This is a genomic window from Streptomyces griseorubiginosus (assembly GCF_017614965.1).
Classification (GTDB): domain Bacteria; phylum Actinomycetota; class Actinomycetes; order Streptomycetales; family Streptomycetaceae; genus Streptomyces; species Streptomyces griseorubiginosus_B.
Map to the genome: position 1 here is coordinate 1 of NZ_WVUG01000200.1, position 16,120 is coordinate 16,120.

The following is a 16,120-nucleotide window of genomic DNA, read 5'->3' on the forward strand; positions in this document are numbered from 1 at the left end:
GGGTCGGGCGGGGGCACCTTGGAGAGCAACGACTTGATGCCGTCGATGAGTTCCTCGTCCTCGTGCAGGACGTAGGAGAGGTACGGCTCGGAGGCCTGGTCGGCGATCGTGTAGACCGCGCACCAGGTGGCGAGGGTGGGGACCGTCATCTGGGCCATCAGGGCCAGGGTCTGGTCGCGGTCCAGGGTGCCGGCGAGGAGGTCGGAGGCCTCGACGAGGAAGCTGAGGGAGCCGCGGCGCAGGCGTTCCAGTTCGCCGAGGCGCGCCGACTCGACGGCCAGCGCGATGCGGTCGGCGGCGAACTGCAGGCGCAGGGCCTCCTCGTTGGAGTATCTGCCGGGACTCTCGGCCGCGACGCCGAGGGAGCCGGTGAGGCGGCCCTCGACCTTCAGCGGGACCGTGACGACCGAGCGCATGCCCGTGCCGTTCAGCAGCGGTACGGCGCCGGGGACGGCCGTCAGGTCGTCGTGGACGGCCGGCATGCGGGCCGAGCCGTAGCGGCCGGGGCCGGCTTCGACGGGCACGCGCGCGAAGCGCTGGCGGGCGGAGGGCAGGCCGGTGGAGGCGCGGACCTCCAGCTCCGTCTCGTCGTCTGTCGCGAGGAGCAGGAAGGCGGAGTCGGCGTCCAGCATGTCGCGGGCGCGCTCCACCGTGCGCTGGAGGAGACCGTCGAGGTCGTCCGGGGCCGGGGAGCCGATGAACACCTCGAAGGGGTCGGTGTTCTGACCGTCGGCGGCTGAGGAGGTGTCGGAGGCCGGCAGGCGCAACGGCGTCTGCAGGACGGCCCGTTCGTGGTCCCGGACGAGCAGACAGACCGTGGAGGGCTCGCCGCCGGTGTCGCGGACGCGGAGGTGGGAGGCGTACACCGGGGTGACGCGGCCGTTGGCGCCCCTTATGCCGTAACTGCCTTCCCAGCGGGAGAGTTGGAGCGCCTCGGCGATACCGGTGCTGGTGCCGGGGGTGTGCGGCCAGGCGGCGAGATCGGTGAGGGGCTTTCCGATCACCTGTTCGGCGGGGTAGCCGAAGAGTTCCTCGGCGTCCTCGTTCCACGAGGTGATGGAGCCGGTGCGGTCGATCTGGACGACGGCGACACGGACCCGGCCGTCGGCGAGCGGGAGGAGGTCGGCGGGGAGGGACGGGCCCGCCGCGCGCGTGCCCACCGCGCGCTCGGGGAGGTCGAGCTGGAACCAGACCTGTTTGTGGGTGGGCGTGTACTCCACGCCCCAGCGGCCGGCGAGTGCCGCGCACAGCTGGAGGCCGCGGCCTCCCTCGCGGTCGGGGCTGCCCATGTTGACGGGATGGCCCTGGAGGGGGATCTCGCGCTCCGGGTAGCGGTCGGCCACCTCGACCCGTACGCCTTGGTCGGTGCGCAGGCACAGGACGTCGGCGGAGGTGCCCGCGTGCACCACGGCGTTGGTCACCAGCTCGCTGGTGAGCACCACGGCGTCGTCGACGATGTCGGCGAAGCCCCAGCCCTGGAGGGTGTCGCGGACGAAGGAGCGGGCGGTCGCTACCGATCGCCCGACGGGCTCGAAGCTGGCGGCCGCGCGCGCGGTGATCACAGAACTCCTCGGCCTGTTGTCGACGTGCTGGGCTGCGTGGCCGACCGGCTCGTGCCGCTGATGCGGCAGGCCGCCCGTCGGCCGGGGGTCCGGGGGCTGTCCCCCGGGGATCAGTCCGGTGGTCATGTGTGCGGCCGCCCCTCCGATGCCCGCTCGTTCTCGTGCCACCGCCCATGCCGGACGGACCGGTGCGGCTGGACAGCCGCATGCAAGGTTACTTACCTTCGCCGTCCGTGCGGATGCCGGTCTGCAGTGTTTCCGCCCAGAGGGTGTGCGGACGATGTGCGAAGCTGCCGAACTGTTATGGCCTGGTTCAGGCAGGGTGAAACACTGGGCAAGCTTCTGGTGAAGGTCCGGGCAGGCTGAGTGACTTCCGCGTACAGCGGGCAGCAGCCCGTGGTGTGACCTGGTATATCCGGCAGAAATGCGCAGCAGTACCGGTACCACGAGCAGTAGTACCGGAACACAGCAGTAACGGTCGACCCCTGCGGGAGGGACACAGTGGAGTCTGGCGCAGCGACGCGGGGCACTAAGACGCGCGCGAAAGGCGGACAGTCCCTGAACAACCAGCGCAAACCGCGCGGCGGGACCACGGCGGTGGACACGGCTGCCCTGAACCGACTGCTGGCGGCCCTCGTGGCCATGCGCGACGGGAATTTCCGCAAGCGGCTCACGGTCTCCGGGGACGGCGTGATGTCGGAGATCGCCGCGGTGTTCAACGAGGTGGCCGACCGCAATCTCCATCTGACCGGTGAGCTGTCGCGGGTGCGGCGGATGGTCGGCCGCGAGGGCAAGCTCACGGAGCGGCTGGAGACGGGCGCCTACGAGGGTTCCTGGGCGGCCGCCGTGGAGGCCTCCAATGCGCTCGTGGACGACCTCGTACGGCCCGTCTCCGAGGTCGGCCGGGTGCTCACGGCGGTGGCGGAGGGTGACCTGTCGCCCCGCATGGAGTTGCGGACCCACGCTCCCGACGGGACCGGGCACCCGCTGCGCGGGGAGTTCCTGAAGGTCGGGCGCACGGTGAACAACCTCGTCGACCAGCTGTCGACGTTCACCGACGAGGTCACGCGCGTGGCGAGCGAGGTGGGCACCGAGGGCAAGCTGGGCGGACAGGCACGCGTGCGTGGCATGTCGGGTTCGTGGAAGGACCTCACGGACTCCGTCAACACCATGGCGTACCGGCTGACGGCGCAGGTCCGCGACATCGCGCTGGTCACCACCGCGGTGGCCAAGGGTGACCTGTCCCGCAAGGTCACCGTGCACGTCGCCGGCGAGATGCTGGAGCTGAAGAACACCGTCAACACGATGGTCGACCAGCTGTCGTCCTTCTCCTCCGAGGTGACGCGAGTCGCGCGCGAGGTGGGCACGGAGGGCGAGCTCGGCGGGCAGGCGCAGGTGCCGGGTGTGGCCGGTGTGTGGAAGGACCTCACCGATTCGGTGAACCTGATGGCCGGCAATCTCACGGCCCAGGTGCGCGGGATCGCGCAGGTCACCACCGCCGTCGCCAACGGCGACCTGTCGCAGAAGGTCACCGTCTCCGCACGCGGCGAGGTCGCGCAGCTCGCCGACACGATCAACCAGATGACCGAGACGCTGCGGATCTTCGCGGACGAGGTCACGCGCGTGGCGAACGAGGTCGGCGCCGCCGGGCAGCTGGGCGGCCAGGCCAATGTGCCGGGTGCGGCCGGCACCTGGAAGGACCTGACCGACTCCGTCAACACGGTGTTCCGGAATCTCACCATTCAGGTGAGGGACATCGCGGCCGTCACCACGGCCGTGGCCAACGGTGACCTCTCCCAGAAGGTCACGGTGAACGTGGCCGGCGAGATGCTGGAGCTGAAGAACACCGTCAACGGGATGGTGGACCAGCTGCAGTCCTTCGGTTCCGAGGTCACGCGCGTGGCGCGCGAGGTCGGTGTCGAGGGCGAGCTGGGCGGTCAGGCGCAGGTGCCGGGCGCGGCCGGTACCTGGAAGGACCTGACGGACTCCGTCAACACCGCCTTCCGCAACCTCACCGGCCAGGTCCGCAACATCGCGCAGGTCACCACGGCGGTCGCCAACGGCGATCTGTCGCAGAAGGTCACCGTGGACGTCTCCGGTGAGATGCTCCAGCTGAAGAACACCGTGAACACGATGGTGGACCAGCTGTCCTCCTTCGCCGACCAGGTGACCCGGATGGCGCGGGACGTGGGCACCGAGGGCCGACTCGGCGGTCAGGCGGTCGTGCCGGGTGTGGCCGGCACGTGGAAGGAACTCACCGACTCCGTCAACGGCATGGCCGGCAACCTGACGGCCCAGGTCCGCAACATCGCCCAGGTGACGACCGCGGTCGCCCAGGGCGACCTGTCCCAGAAGATCGACGTGGACGCGCGCGGGGAGATCCTGGAGCTGAAGAACACCATCAACACGATGGTCGATCAGCTCTCCGGATTCGCCGACCAGGTCACCCGGGTGGCCCGCGAGGTGGGCACCGAGGGCCGTCTGGGCGGTCAGGCGCAGGTGCCCGGCGTGGCCGGTGTGTGGCGGGACCTGACCGACTCCGTGAACGGCATGGCGGGCAACCTCACCGCGCAGGTCCGCAACATCGCGCAGGTCGCCACCGCGGTGGCCCGCGGTGACCTGTCCCAGAAGATCACCGTGGACGCGCGCGGGGAGATCCTGGAATTGAAGAACACGCTGAACACGATGGTCGACCAGCTGTCGTCGTTCGCGGAGGAGGTCACCAGGGTCGCCCGCGAGGTGGGCACGGAGGGCCAGCTCGGCGGTCAGGCCGAGGTCCAGGGCGTCTCCGGCACCTGGAAGGACCTCACCCAGTCCGTGAACTTCATGGCGAACAACCTGACCATCCAGGTGCGCCAGATCGCCGAGGTCACGACCGCGGTCGCCAAGGGCGACCTGTCGAAGAAGATCACCGTCGACGCCAAGGGCGAGATCCTCGAGCTCGTCACGACCGTCAACACGATGGTCGACCAGCTGTCCAGCTTCGCCGAGCAGGTGACCCGGGTGGCCCGCGAGGTGGGCACCGAGGGCATCCTGGGCGGCCAGGCGCACGTTCCGGGTGTCACGGGCATCTGGAAGGACCTCAGCGGCAACGTGAACCTGATGGCCAAGAACCTGACCATGCAGGTGCGCAACATCTCCCAGGTCGCGGCGGCCGTCGCCAACGGCGACCTGACGCGGACGGTGACGATCGAGGCGCGCGGTGAGGTGCAGCAGCTCGCCGACACCTTCAACACGATGGTGAAGACGCTGAGTTCGTTCGCCGACCAGGTCACCAAGGTGGCCCGTGAGGTGGGCACGGACGGCATCCTGGGCGGTCAGGCGCATGTCCCGGGCGTGGCGGGCACCTGGAAGGACCTCACCGACTCGGTGAACGGCATGGCGTCCAACCTGACCGGCCAGGTGCGCAACATCGCCATGGTCACGACGGCGATCGCCAAGGGTGACCTGACGAAGAAGATCGACATCGACGCGCGGGGTGAGATCCTCGAGCTGAAGACGACGATCAACACGATGGTCGACCAGCTGTCGTCCTTCGCGGAGGAGGTCACCCGAGTCGCCCGTGAGGTGGGCACGGAGGGCCAGCTGGGCGGTCAGGCACGCGTGCGTGACGTGGACGGCACCTGGCGCGACCTCACCGAGTCCGTGAACGAGATGGCGGGCAATCTCACCCGGCAGGTGCGCGCCATCGCGCGCGTGGCCACCGCGGTGACCCGGGGCGACCTGAACCTGAAGATCGACGTCGACGCCTCCGGCGAGATCCAGGAACTGCAGGACTACATCAACAAGATGATCGCCAACCTGCGCGACACCACGATCGCCAACAAGGAGCAGGACTGGCTCAAGGGCAACTTGGCCCGTATCTCCGCGCTGATGCAGGGCCGCCGCGATCTGCAGGACGTGGCCTCGCTGATCATGAGCGAGCTGACGCCGGTGGTCTCCGCGCAGCACGGCGCGTTCTTCGTGGCGATGCCGCTGGTCGACGGCAAGGACCTGAGTGCCGAGAACGAGGACGCGTACGAACTGCGCATGCTCGGGTCGTACGGCTACTCGATGGGCTCCATGCCGACCTCCTTCAGGCCCGGTGAGGCGCTGATCGGGACGGCCGCCGAGGAGAAGCGCACGATCCTCGTGGAGAACGCGCCCAGCGGCTATCTGAAGATCTCCTCGGGCCTCGGCGAGGCGCCGCCGGCCCAGGTGATCGTCCTTCCGGTGCTGTTCGAGGGCAAGGTGCTCGGCATCATCGAGCTGGCCTCCTTCACGCCGTTCACGCAGATCCAGAAGGACTTCCTGAACCAGATCGCCGAGATGATCGCGACCAGCGTCAACACCATCTCCGTCAACACCAAGACCGAGCAGCTGCTGAAGCAGTCGCAGGAGCTGACCGAGCAGCTGCGTGAACGCTCGGCCGAGTTGGAGAACCGGCAGAAGGCCCTCCAGGCGTCCAACGCCGAACTGGAGGAGAAGGCCGAGCTGCTGGCCCAGCAGAACCGCGACATCGAGGTGAAGAACACCGAGATCGAGGAGGCGCGGCAGGTCCTGGAGGAGCGCGCCGAGCAGCTCGCGGTGTCGATGCGCTACAAGAGCGAGTTCCTGGCCAACATGTCGCACGAGCTGCGGACGCCGCTCAACTCGCTGCTGATCCTGGCCAAGCTGCTCGCCGACAACGCCGACGCCAACCTCACGCCCAAGCAGGTCGAGTTCGCCGAGACGATCCACGGCGCCGGCTCGGACCTGCTGCAGCTGATCAACGACATCCTCGACCTGTCGAAGGTCGAGGCGGGCAAGATGGACGTCTCGCCGACGCGTATCGCGCTCGTCCAGCTCGTCGACTACGTGGAGGCCACCTTCCGGCCGCTCACCGCGGAGAAGGGCCTGGACCTGTCCGTACGGGTCTCCCCGGAGCTGCCCGCCACCCTGCACACCGACGAACAGCGGCTCCTGCAGGTGCTGCGCAACCTGCTGTCCAACGCGGTGAAGTTCACCGACTCCGGCTCGGTCGAGCTGGTGATCCGGCCGGCCGGCGCGGACGTGCCCATGGCGATCCGGGAGCAGCTGCTGGAGGCCGGTTCGCTCACCGACCCGGACGCCGGTCTGATCGCGTTCTCGGTCACCGACACCGGCATCGGGATCGCGGCCAGCAAGATGCGGGTGATCTTCGAGGCGTTCAAGCAGGCCGACGGCACGACCAGCCGCAAGTACGGCGGTACGGGCCTGGGGCTGTCGATCTCGCGGGAGATCGCCCAGCTGCTCGGCGGTGAGATCCACGCGCAGAGCGAGCCGGGACGCGGCTCGACCTTCACGCTGTATTTGCCGCTGCACCCCAGCGAACTGCCTCCCCAGGGCTATCAGCAGCCCGTGGCGGCGCTCGGGGCCAGCGACCTGGTGGCCGCCTCTGACCTGTCCCAGCTGTCCGCGGCGGAGGTCGAGACGCCCGCCGAGGTGAAGTCGTACCAGCAGGCGCAGAACGGCGCCGCGGCCCTCTTCAGGCGCCGCCGCCGGGGCGGCCTCGACGGGGACCACCGGGCCGCCGGGCAGGAGCAGTGGGCGGGCGCCGAGCAGGGTGCCGCTCCGCAGCCGCACCGCGGCATCCGCTTCGGTGGCCAGAAAGTGCTCATCGTCGACGACGACATCCGTAACGTGTTCGCCCTGACCAGCGTCCTGGAGCAGCACGGCCTGTCGGTGCTGTACGCCGAGAACGGCCGCGAGGGCATCGAGGTGCTGGAACAGCACGACGACGTGGCGGTCGTCCTGATGGACATCATGATGCCGGAGATGGACGGTTACGCGACCACGACGGCGATCCGCAGGATGCCGCAGTTCGCGGGGCTGCCGATCATCGCGTTGACCGCGAAGGCGATGAAGGGCGACCGTGAGAAGGCCATCGAGTCCGGTGCCTCCGACTACGTCACCAAGCCGGTCGACCCCGACCACCTGCTGGCGGTGATGGAACAGTGGATGCGAGGGGAGTGAGGAGGACCATCGATGTTCACGCGGAGTTGCTGACTCAGTGTGGCCGACGCCGTGTAGAAGTACGGGATACGGGGAACCTTCTGGTCTCCCGCTGCGTTTCTGCTACGTGCACAGTGACATCACGGTGACAGGGTGTGGCGACAGGCGGGGTGCGGCTACGATGACCGGCACAAGGACGGGCGGCGAAAGGGAGTCGTCCCCAGGGGCGGCGCCCGGTGCACATCCGGGGCGAGGAGGGCGGGCCATGGTGCAGAAGGCCAAGATCCTCCTGGTCGATGACCGGCCGGAGAATCTGCTGGCGCTGGAGGCCATCCTCTCTGCGCTCGATCAGACACTGGTGCGGGCATCGTCCGGGGAGGAAGCGCTCAAAGCACTGCTCACGGACGACTTCGCGGTCATTCTGCTGGACGTCCAGATGCCGGGCATGGACGGTTTCGAGACCGCCGCCCACATCAAGCGGCGCGAGCGGACCCGGGACATCCCGATCATCTTCCTCACCGCGATCAACCACGGCCCGCACCACACCTTCCGCGGTTACGCGGCCGGCGCGGTCGACTACATCTCCAAGCCGTTCGACCCGTGGGTGCTGCGCGCGAAGGTCTCGGTGTTCGTCGAGCTCTACATGAAGAACTGCCAGCTGAGGGAGCAGGCGGCGCTGCTGCGGCTCCAGTTGGAGGGCGGCGGCAAGGCCACGGTCGGTGACAGCAAGGAGCCGGCCTCCCTGCTCGCCGAGCTGTCCGCGCGGCTCGCGGCGGTCGAGGAGCAGGCCGAGGCGCTGTCCAAGCAGCTCGACGACGAGTCGGCGGACGCGGCCGCGGTGGCCACGGCGGCCCATCTCGAACGCAAACTCACCGGGCTGCGGCGGGCGCTGGACGCGCTGGAGCCGGGCACCGGGAGCGCGCCGTCGGTGACCTCGCAGAACTGACCTTCATCCAGAGGACAGTTGCGGGACAACCGCGGATGAGGACTCGTCAGTTCCACGTTCACTCAAAGGCGACACGAACGGGTGAAGCGGTGGGCACGCGTGTCCGTCGTCGCCTCCACCGGTAATCTCACACCTATGGCCTCACGTCCCTCCGCTGCCAAGAAGCAGCCCGCGAAGAAGGCGGCGGCTCCGGCGAAGAAGGCCGCCGCGAAAAGGGCCCCGGCGAAGAAGGCGCCCGCCAAGAAGGCCGCGGCGAAGAAGGCGGCGCCGCCGAAGCCGGCGCCGAACCCGACCGGCGGCGTCTACCGGCTCGTCCGTGCCCTCTGGCTCGGCGTCGCGCACGCCGTGGGCGCCGTCTTCCGCGGCATAGGGAACGGCGCGAAGAACCTCGACCCCGCACATCGCAAGGACGGCGTGGCACTGCTCCTGCTCGGTATCGCACTGATCGTGGCCGCGGGCACCTGGGCCGATCTGCGCGGCCCCGTCGGTGACCTCGTCGAGATCCTGGTGACCGGCGCCTTCGGCCGGCTCGACCTGCTGGTGCCGATACTGCTCGCGGTCATCGCGGTGCGGTTCATCCGGCACCCCGAGAAGCCCGAGGCCAACGGCCGCATCGTGATCGGCCTGTCCGCGCTCGTCATCGGCGTGCTCGGCCAGGTCCACATCGCCTGCGGCTCGCCCGCCCGCAGCGACGGCATGCAGGCCATAAGGGACGCCGGCGGCCTCATCGGCTGGGGAGCGGCGACTCCGCTGACGTACACCATGGGCGACGTACTGGCCGTACCGCTGCTGGTGCTGCTGACGGTCTTCGGGCTGCTGGTGGTCACGGCGACCCCGGTCAACGCGATTCCGCAGCGGCTGCGGCTGCTCGGTGTGAAGCTCGGGATCGTCGACGACCCGCACGAGGACGAGTACACGGAGGACGACCAGCGCTACGACGAGCAGTGGCGCGAAACGCTGCCTCCGCGCGCGCGGAAGCGCGGCTCGGCCCCCGAGGCGTACGACCCCGACAGGGCGGAGCAGGAGGCCCTCTCCAAGCGTCGTGGCCGTCCCCGGCGCTCCGCCATGCCCCAGCCCGACATGGGGCGCCCCATGGACGCCGTGGACGTCGCGGCGGCCGCCGCTGCCGCGCTCGACGGCGCCGTCCTGCACGGGATGCCGCCCTCGCCGGTCGTCGCGGACCTCACCCAGGGGGTCAGCGTCGGCGACCGCGAGGAGGCGACGCCCACGCCGACGCCCACGCCCGTGCCCGCCGCGCGGCCCAAGCAGGAGAAGCTGAAGGTCGAGGTCGCCGACCTCACCAAACCGGCGCCCGAGGCGCCCAGCGAACTGCCCGCGCGCGCGGAGCAGCTCCAGCTGTCCGGCGACATCACCTACGCCCTGCCCTCGCTCGACCTCCTCACGCGCGGGGGCCCCGGCAAGGCGCGCAGCGCCGCCAACGACGCCGTGGTCGCCTCGCTCACCAACGTCTTCACCGAGTTCAAGGTCGACGCCGCCGTCACCGGCTTCACGCGCGGGCCGACGGTCACGCGCTACGAGGTCGAACTCGGCCCCGCCGTGAAGGTCGAGCGGATCACCGCGCTGACCAAGAACATCGCGTACGCCGTCGCCAGCCCCGACGTGCGGATCATCAGCCCGATCCCGGGCAAGTCCGCGGTCGGCATCGAGATCCCCAACACGGACCGCGAGATGGTCAACCTCGGCGACGTCCTGCGTCTCGCGGCCGCCGCCGAGGACGACCACCCGATGCTCGTCGCGCTCGGCAAGGACGTCGAGGGCGGCTACGTGATGGCCAACCTCGCGAAGATGCCGCACGTCCTCGTCGCCGGAGCCACCGGTTCGGGTAAGTCGTCGTGCATCAACTGCCTGATCACGTCGGTCATGGTCCGGGCGACTCCCGAGGACGTCCGCATGGTCCTCGTCGACCCCAAGCGCGTCGAACTCACCGCCTACGAAGGCATCCCGCACCTGATCACCCCGATCATCACCAACCCGAAGCGGGCCGCCGAGGCGCTCCAGTGGGTCGTGCGCGAGATGGACCTGCGCTACGACGACCTCGCGGCCTACGGCTACCGGCACATCGACGACTTCAACGAGGCCGTCCGCAACGGCAAGGTGAAGTCCCCGGAGGGCAGCGAGCGGGAGCTGCAGCCCTACCCGTACCTGCTGGTGATCGTGGACGAGCTCGCCGACCTGATGATGGTCGCCCCGCGCGACGTCGAGGACGCCATCGTGCGCATCACGCAGCTCGCGCGCGCGGCCGGCATCCACCTGGTGCTCGCCACGCAGCGGCCGTCGGTCGACGTCGTCACGGGCCTGATCAAGGCGAACGTGCCCTCGCGGCTCGCCTTCGCCACCTCCTCGCTCGCCGACAGCCGCGTCATCCTCGACCAGCCCGGCGCCGAGAAGCTGATCGGCAAAGGCGACGGGCTCTTCCTGCCGATGGGTGCCAGCAAGCCCACCCGTATGCAGGGCGCGTTCGTGACCGAGGACGAGGTCGCGGCGATCGTCCAGCACTGCAAGGACCAGATGGCGCCCGTCTTCCGGGACGACGTCACCGTGGGCACCAAGCAGAAGAAGGAGATCGACGAGGAGATCGGCGACGACCTCGACCTGCTCTGCCAGGCGGCCGAGCTGGTGGTCTCCACCCAGTTCGGGTCGACGTCCATGCTCCAGCGCAAGCTGCGCGTCGGCTTCGCCAAGGCCGGGCGGCTGATGGACCTCATGGAGTCGCGGGGGGTCGTCGGACCGAGCGAGGGCTCGAAGGCCCGTGACGTTCTTGTGAAGCCCGACGAACTGGACGGCGTGCTCGCGGTGATCCGCGGGGAGGCTTGAGAGAAGACCCGAACGGGTGCGGCCGTCGATGTCTGATCGTGACTCACCCGTAAGGGATCATTGAGCAACCGTTTCCCTTCGGCGTACGTCAAGTTGAGGGAAGCGACAAGCGCGTGCCCCACCATCGGTGTGTCCGGCCATACCGATGGGCTAACAAGCTCCACCGCCCGGTTGCCCCACCCTTTCGCACCCCCCATAGACTGAACCTCCAGCACAGGTGGCTTAAACGCTCGAAAGGCGCCCCCGTGTCCATCGGCAACTCCCCTGAAGACGAGCGTCCGTTCGAAGACGATCGCGAGCAAGCCCTGTCCGTCGGCCGCGCCCTCAAACAGGCGCGGATCGATGCCGGGCTGACCGTCGACGACATCAGCAACGCCACCCGGGTCCGCATCGCCATCGTGCACGCCATCGAGGCGGACGACTTCGCCCCCTGCGGCGGGGACGTCTACGCGCGCGGGCACATCCGGACTCTGGCCAAGGCCGTCCACCTCGATCCCGCCCCGCTGCTGGCGCAGTACGACGCCGACCACGGCGGCCGTCCCGCGCCGACCCCGGCGGCACCGCTCTTCGAGGCGGAGCGCATCCGTCCCGAGCGGCGCGGGCCGAACTGGACCGCGGCGATGGTCGCCGCGATCGTCGCCGTGGTCGGCTTCGTCGGCTTCACCGCCTTCAAGGGCGGCGACGACAGTGGCGCCAAGACGCAGGTCGCCGAAGGGTCCACGCCCTCCGTCAGCAAGTCCGCCTCGCCCACGCCCAAGAACAACAAGCCCGCCACCCCGAAGTCCGACCCCTCCGACAGCGCCATCGCGGCCGCGCCGCAGGACAAGGTGACCGTCCAGGTCTCCGCCGCCGACGGACGCAGCTGGATCTCCGCCAAGGACCACAACGGCCGGCTTCTGTTCGACGGACTCCTCAAGCAGGGCGAGTCCAAGACCTTCCAGGACAGCGACAAGATCAACCTCGTCCTCGGGGACGCCGGGGCCATCCAGCTCTACGTCAACGGCAAGAAGATCGAGGACGACTTCCAGCCGGGCGCGGTCGAGCGCCTGACGTACACCAAGGGCGACCCCCAGGTCGGTTAGCACCACGGTCGTTCCCACGGGGCTGGCGAAGATCGCCAGCCCCGTCGACATGGGCTGTCAGTGAGACAAAGTAGTCTTGAGCGCATGCCTGAACGCCGTACCGTCGCACTCGTCACCCTTGGCTGCGCCCGTAACGAGGTGGACTCGGAGGAGCTCGCAGGCCGCTTGGAGGCGGACGGCTGGGAGCTCGTGGAGGACGCCGAGGACGCGGACGTCGCCGTCGTCAACACCTGTGGCTTCGTCGAGGCCGCCAAGAAGGACTCCGTCGACGCCCTCCTGGAGGCCAACGACCTCAAGGGCCACGGGAGAACCCAGGCCGTCGTGGCGGTGGGCTGCATGGCCGAGCGGTACGGCAAGGAGCTCGCCGAGGCCCTCCCCGAGGCCGACGGCGTGCTCGGCTTCGACGACTACGCGGACATCTCCGACCGCCTGCAGACCATCCTCAACGGCGGCATCCACGCCTCCCACACCCCGCGCGACCGGCGCAAGCTGCTGCCCATCAGCCCCGCCGAGCGGCAGGAGTCGGCCGCCGAGGTCGCCTTGCCCGGGCACGGCCCCGTGGACCTCCCGGAGGGCCTCGCGCCCGCCTCCGGTCCCCGCGCGCCCCTGCGCCGTCGTCTGGACGGCTCTCCGGTCGCCTCGGTGAAGCTCGCCTCGGGCTGCGACCGGCGCTGCTCGTTCTGCGCCATCCCGTCCTTCCGCGGCTCCTTCATCTCCCGCCGCCCCAGCGACGTCCTGAACGAGACGCGCTGGCTGGCCGAGCAGGGCGTCAAGGAGATCATGCTGGTCTCCGAGAACAACACCTCGTACGGCAAGGACCTCGGCGACATCCGTCTGCTGGAGTCGCTGCTGCCGGAGCTCGCCGAGGTCGACGGAATCGAGCGGGTGCGCGTCAGCTACCTCCAGCCCGCCGAGATGCGTCCCGGGCTGATCGACGTCCTGACCTCCACCCCGAAGGTCGCCCCGTACTTCGACCTCTCCTTCCAGCACTCCGCGCCCGACGTGCTGCGCGCGATGCGCCGCTTCGGCGACACCGACCGCTTCCTGGAACTGCTCGACACCATCCGGACCAAGGCGCCCCAGGCCGGAGTGCGCTCCAACTTCATCGTCGGCTTCCCCGGCGAGACCGAGGCCGACCTGGCGGAGCTCGAGCGCTTCCTGAACGGCGCGCGGCTGGACGCCATCGGTGTCTTCGGGTACTCCGACGAGGAGGGCACCGAGGCGGCGACCTACGAGAACAAGCTGGACGAGGACGTCGTCGCCGAGCGACTGGCCCGTGTCTCCCGGCTGGCGGAGGAGCTCGTCTCCCAGCGCGCCGAGGAGCGCCTGGGCGAGAGCGTGCACGTGCTCGTGGAATCCGTGGACGAGGAGGGCGTGTACGGCCGCGGGGCGCACCAGGCGCTCGAGACCGACGGCCAGGTGCTGCTCACCAGCGGCGAGGGACTGAGTGTCGGCCGTATCGTCGAGGCCAAGGTGGTCGGTACGGAAGGTGTCGACCTGGTGGCTGAGCCGCTCACGGGCTCGCTCGCGTGTAGTGAGGAGGCGGGCAGATGACCGGAGTGCCGGCATCGGCGGCGAACGGCTCCTCCAAGGCGGGTGCTCCGAAGACCGAAGGCACCGATGCCGAGGCGGCGGGCGGGACGAAGCCCGCGCGGGGCGGCAAGATCGCGGCCGCGGCCGTCGACCAGGCCAGCGTCTGGAACATCGCCAATCTGCTGACCATGCTCCGGCTGCTCCTGGTCCCCGCCTTCGTCGCCCTGATGCTGGCCGACGGCGGATACGACCCGGCCTGGCGTTCCGTCGCCTGGGCAGCCTTCGCCGTCGCCATGATCACCGACCTGTTCGACGGGCATCTGGCGCGCACCTACGACCTCGTCACCGACTTCGGGAAGATCGCCGACCCCATCGCCGACAAGGCGATCATGGGGGCGGCGCTGATCTGTCTCTCCTCGCTGGGCGACCTGCCGTGGTGGGTGACGATCGTCATCCTCGGCCGGGAACTGGGGATCACGCTCCTGCGTTTCCTTGTCATCCGGTACGGCGTCATCCCGGCCAGCCGCGGCGGCAAGCTGAAGACGCTCACCCAGGGCGTGGCGGTCGGGATGTACGTCCTGGCGCTGACGGGATGGCTGGCCACCCTGAGGTTCTGGGTGATGGCCGTGGCGGTCGTCCTGACCGTGGTGACCGGGCTGGACTATGTGAGACAGGCCATTGTGCTGCGCAGGCGGGGAATCGCCGAGCGCCGGGCCGCGTTGGAGGAGGCGGAAGCGTGAGTCCCCCGGCCGCCGACGTGGTGCGACTACTGACCGTGAGGGGTGAGACCCTCGCCGTCGCCGAGTCCCTCACCGGCGGGCTCGTTGCGGCGGACATCACAGCGGTCCCCGGGGCGTCCAAGGTCTTCCGCGGTTCGGTGACCGCCTACGCCACCGAGCTCAAGCACCACCTGCTGGGGGTCGACGCCCCCCTGCTTGCCACTCGCGGAGCGGTGGACGCGCAGGTCGCGAGCCAGATGGCGGCCGGCGTGCGCAAGGCGCTCGGCGCCGACTGGGGCATCGCGACGACCGGTGTCGCGGGCCCGGAGCCGCAGGACGGACAGCCTGTCGGGACGGTGTTCGTGGCCGTCGACGGGCCGTTCGCGACGGTTCCTGGTTCTGCCGGTGGCGGAAAAGTACTGGCCCTGCGGTTGAACGGCGACCGCGCGGAAATTCGTAGAGAGAGTGTACGGAGCGTACTCGCACTGCTCCTGAGTGAGCTTGCGGGCGAACACACTGGGAATGAGCGGGCACAGGATACGGAACAGAACGGGGGGTTTTGATGTTTGCAGCCCTGAGTGAACACGACATCGCTCCCCGCACGGCCGCGGCGCGAGGCGGTACGGTGGGGCGAGAAGGATGCGGCTACGCGGTCCGAGGAGGGAGCCACCGATGATCCTGCTCCGTCGCCTGCTGGGTGACGTGCTGCGTCGGCAGCGCCAACGCCAGGGCCGTACTCTGCGCGAAGTCTCCTCGTCCGCCCGAGTCTCACTCGGCTATCTCTCCGAGGTGGAGCGGGGGCAGAAGGAGGCTTCCTCCGAACTGCTCGCCGCCATCTGCGACGCGCTGGACGTACGGATGTCCGAGCTCATGCGAGAAGTGAGCGACGAGCTCGCCCTCGCCGAGCTGGCCCAGTCTGCTGCGGCCACCGAGCCCGTCCCGGCACCGGTCCGTCCGATGCTGGGTTCCGTCTCGGTGACCGGTGTGCCACCGGAACGGGTGACCATCAAGGCGCCCGCGGAGGCGGTGGACGTGGTCGCCGCGTGACCCTCACGCGGGTGTAGACCGACGAGGCGCTGACTGGCACCGAAAAAGTGTGCGGGGCCCCGGCCGGGGCTTCTCCAGGGAGACCTGGAGAGGTGCGGTCGGGGTTTTCGTGCTGTTCGGGGTCTTCTTCCTCCGTCACCCTGGCCCGGGGCCGCTACGGCCACGCCGGTCCGTTTGCCGGGGTGGCGAGGGGCGGTCAAGGTGGAGGCCCGTGGCGCGTTGTCGCGGGGAACGCCCGGGACTGTGGCTCCTCATGGTGAGCGGTGCGCCCCTGTGCCGTTGGTGCGCCCTCCCGTCGGTGGCGGCGGCGGTCTAGCTTCGGGGCTGGAGGTGGTCCATGGCACGGCCGGCAGCGCGCTGGGGGGCGCTTCTCGGGTTCGGGGCGCTGTGGTGGTGGGCCGTGCTGCGGCTCGCCTTCACGCCGGGTGCCGGAGTGCTGGAGGG

At 69.5% G+C, this 16,120-nt stretch carries 9 protein-coding genes; 8 read left to right on the forward strand and 1 reads right to left on the reverse strand.

Translation table 11 applies throughout. The features are described from left to right. The coding region (locus GRC12_RS29775) for a GAF domain-containing protein (protein ID WP_208782614.1) at positions 1-1,688 on the reverse strand (1,688 nt) is incomplete at its 3' end. A 375-nt stretch (positions 1,689-2,063) separates the two neighbouring features. Between GRC12_RS29775 and GRC12_RS29780 the strand changes: the two genes are divergently transcribed. The 8 genes from GRC12_RS29780 to GRC12_RS29815 all read left to right on the forward strand — a co-directional run bounded on the left by GRC12_RS29780 (position 2,064) and on the right by GRC12_RS29815 (position 15,676). Further along, positions 2,064-7,535 carry a HAMP domain-containing protein gene (locus GRC12_RS29780; RefSeq protein WP_208782616.1) on the forward strand — a complete coding sequence of 1,824 codons (5,472 nt, stop codon included), beginning with the start codon at positions 2,064-2,066 and terminating at the stop codon, positions 7,533-7,535. A gap of 244 nt (positions 7,536-7,779) precedes the next feature. After that, positions 7,780-8,460 (forward strand): response regulator, encoded by a 681-nt coding sequence (locus tag GRC12_RS29785; RefSeq protein WP_208782618.1) that lies wholly within the window; start codon positions 7,780-7,782, stop codon positions 8,458-8,460. A 135-nt stretch (positions 8,461-8,595) separates the two neighbouring features. Continuing rightward, positions 8,596-11,295 (forward strand): DNA translocase FtsK, encoded by a 2,700-nt coding sequence (locus GRC12_RS29790; RefSeq protein WP_208782620.1) that lies wholly within the window; start codon positions 8,596-8,598, stop codon positions 11,293-11,295. A gap of 245 nt (positions 11,296-11,540) precedes the next feature. Continuing rightward, positions 11,541-12,377: a helix-turn-helix domain-containing protein gene (locus GRC12_RS29795; RefSeq protein WP_208782623.1), complete on the forward strand. Its 837-nt coding sequence runs from the start codon at positions 11,541-11,543 to the stop codon at positions 12,375-12,377. Between the two features lie 84 nt (positions 12,378-12,461). Continuing rightward, on the forward strand, positions 12,462-13,931 hold the full coding sequence (rimO, locus tag GRC12_RS29800; RefSeq protein WP_208782625.1) for a 30S ribosomal protein S12 methylthiotransferase RimO: 1,470 nt from the start codon (positions 12,462-12,464) through the stop codon (positions 13,929-13,931). Beyond that, positions 13,928-14,650 (forward strand): CDP-diacylglycerol--glycerol-3-phosphate 3-phosphatidyltransferase, encoded by a 723-nt coding sequence (gene pgsA / locus GRC12_RS29805; protein ID WP_208782627.1) that lies wholly within the window; start codon positions 13,928-13,930, stop codon positions 14,648-14,650. Before rimO ends, pgsA begins: the two co-directional genes overlap by 4 nt. Then, complete coding sequence (locus tag GRC12_RS29810) at positions 14,647-15,192, forward strand: CinA family protein (RefSeq protein ID WP_208782630.1); 546 nt, start codon at positions 14,647-14,649, stop codon at positions 15,190-15,192. Before pgsA ends, GRC12_RS29810 begins: the two co-directional genes overlap by 4 nt. A gap of 109 nt (positions 15,193-15,301) precedes the next feature. Then, a complete protein-coding gene (locus GRC12_RS29815) occupies positions 15,302-15,676 on the forward strand; it encodes a helix-turn-helix domain-containing protein (RefSeq protein WP_127177649.1) in 375 nt (124 codons plus the stop codon). Positions 15,677-16,120 lie beyond the last annotated feature (444 nt).

What these genes read in the sequence shown, in the direction of transcription:
- pgsA (WP_208782627.1), top strand. Translation starts at nt 13,928, where the DNA reads ATGACCGGAGTGCCGGCATCGGCGGCGAACGGCTCCTCCAAGGCGGGT.
- rimO (WP_208782625.1), top strand. Translation starts at nt 12,462, where the DNA reads ATGCCTGAACGCCGTACCGTCGCACTCGTCACCCTTGGCTGCGCCCGT.
- GRC12_RS29790 (WP_208782620.1), top strand. Translation starts at nt 8,596, where the DNA reads ATGGCCTCACGTCCCTCCGCTGCCAAGAAGCAGCCCGCGAAGAAGGCG.
- GRC12_RS29815 (WP_127177649.1), top strand. Translation starts at nt 15,302, where the DNA reads ATGATCCTGCTCCGTCGCCTGCTGGGTGACGTGCTGCGTCGGCAGCGC.
- GRC12_RS29785 (WP_208782618.1), top strand. Translation starts at nt 7,780, where the DNA reads ATGGTGCAGAAGGCCAAGATCCTCCTGGTCGATGACCGGCCGGAGAAT.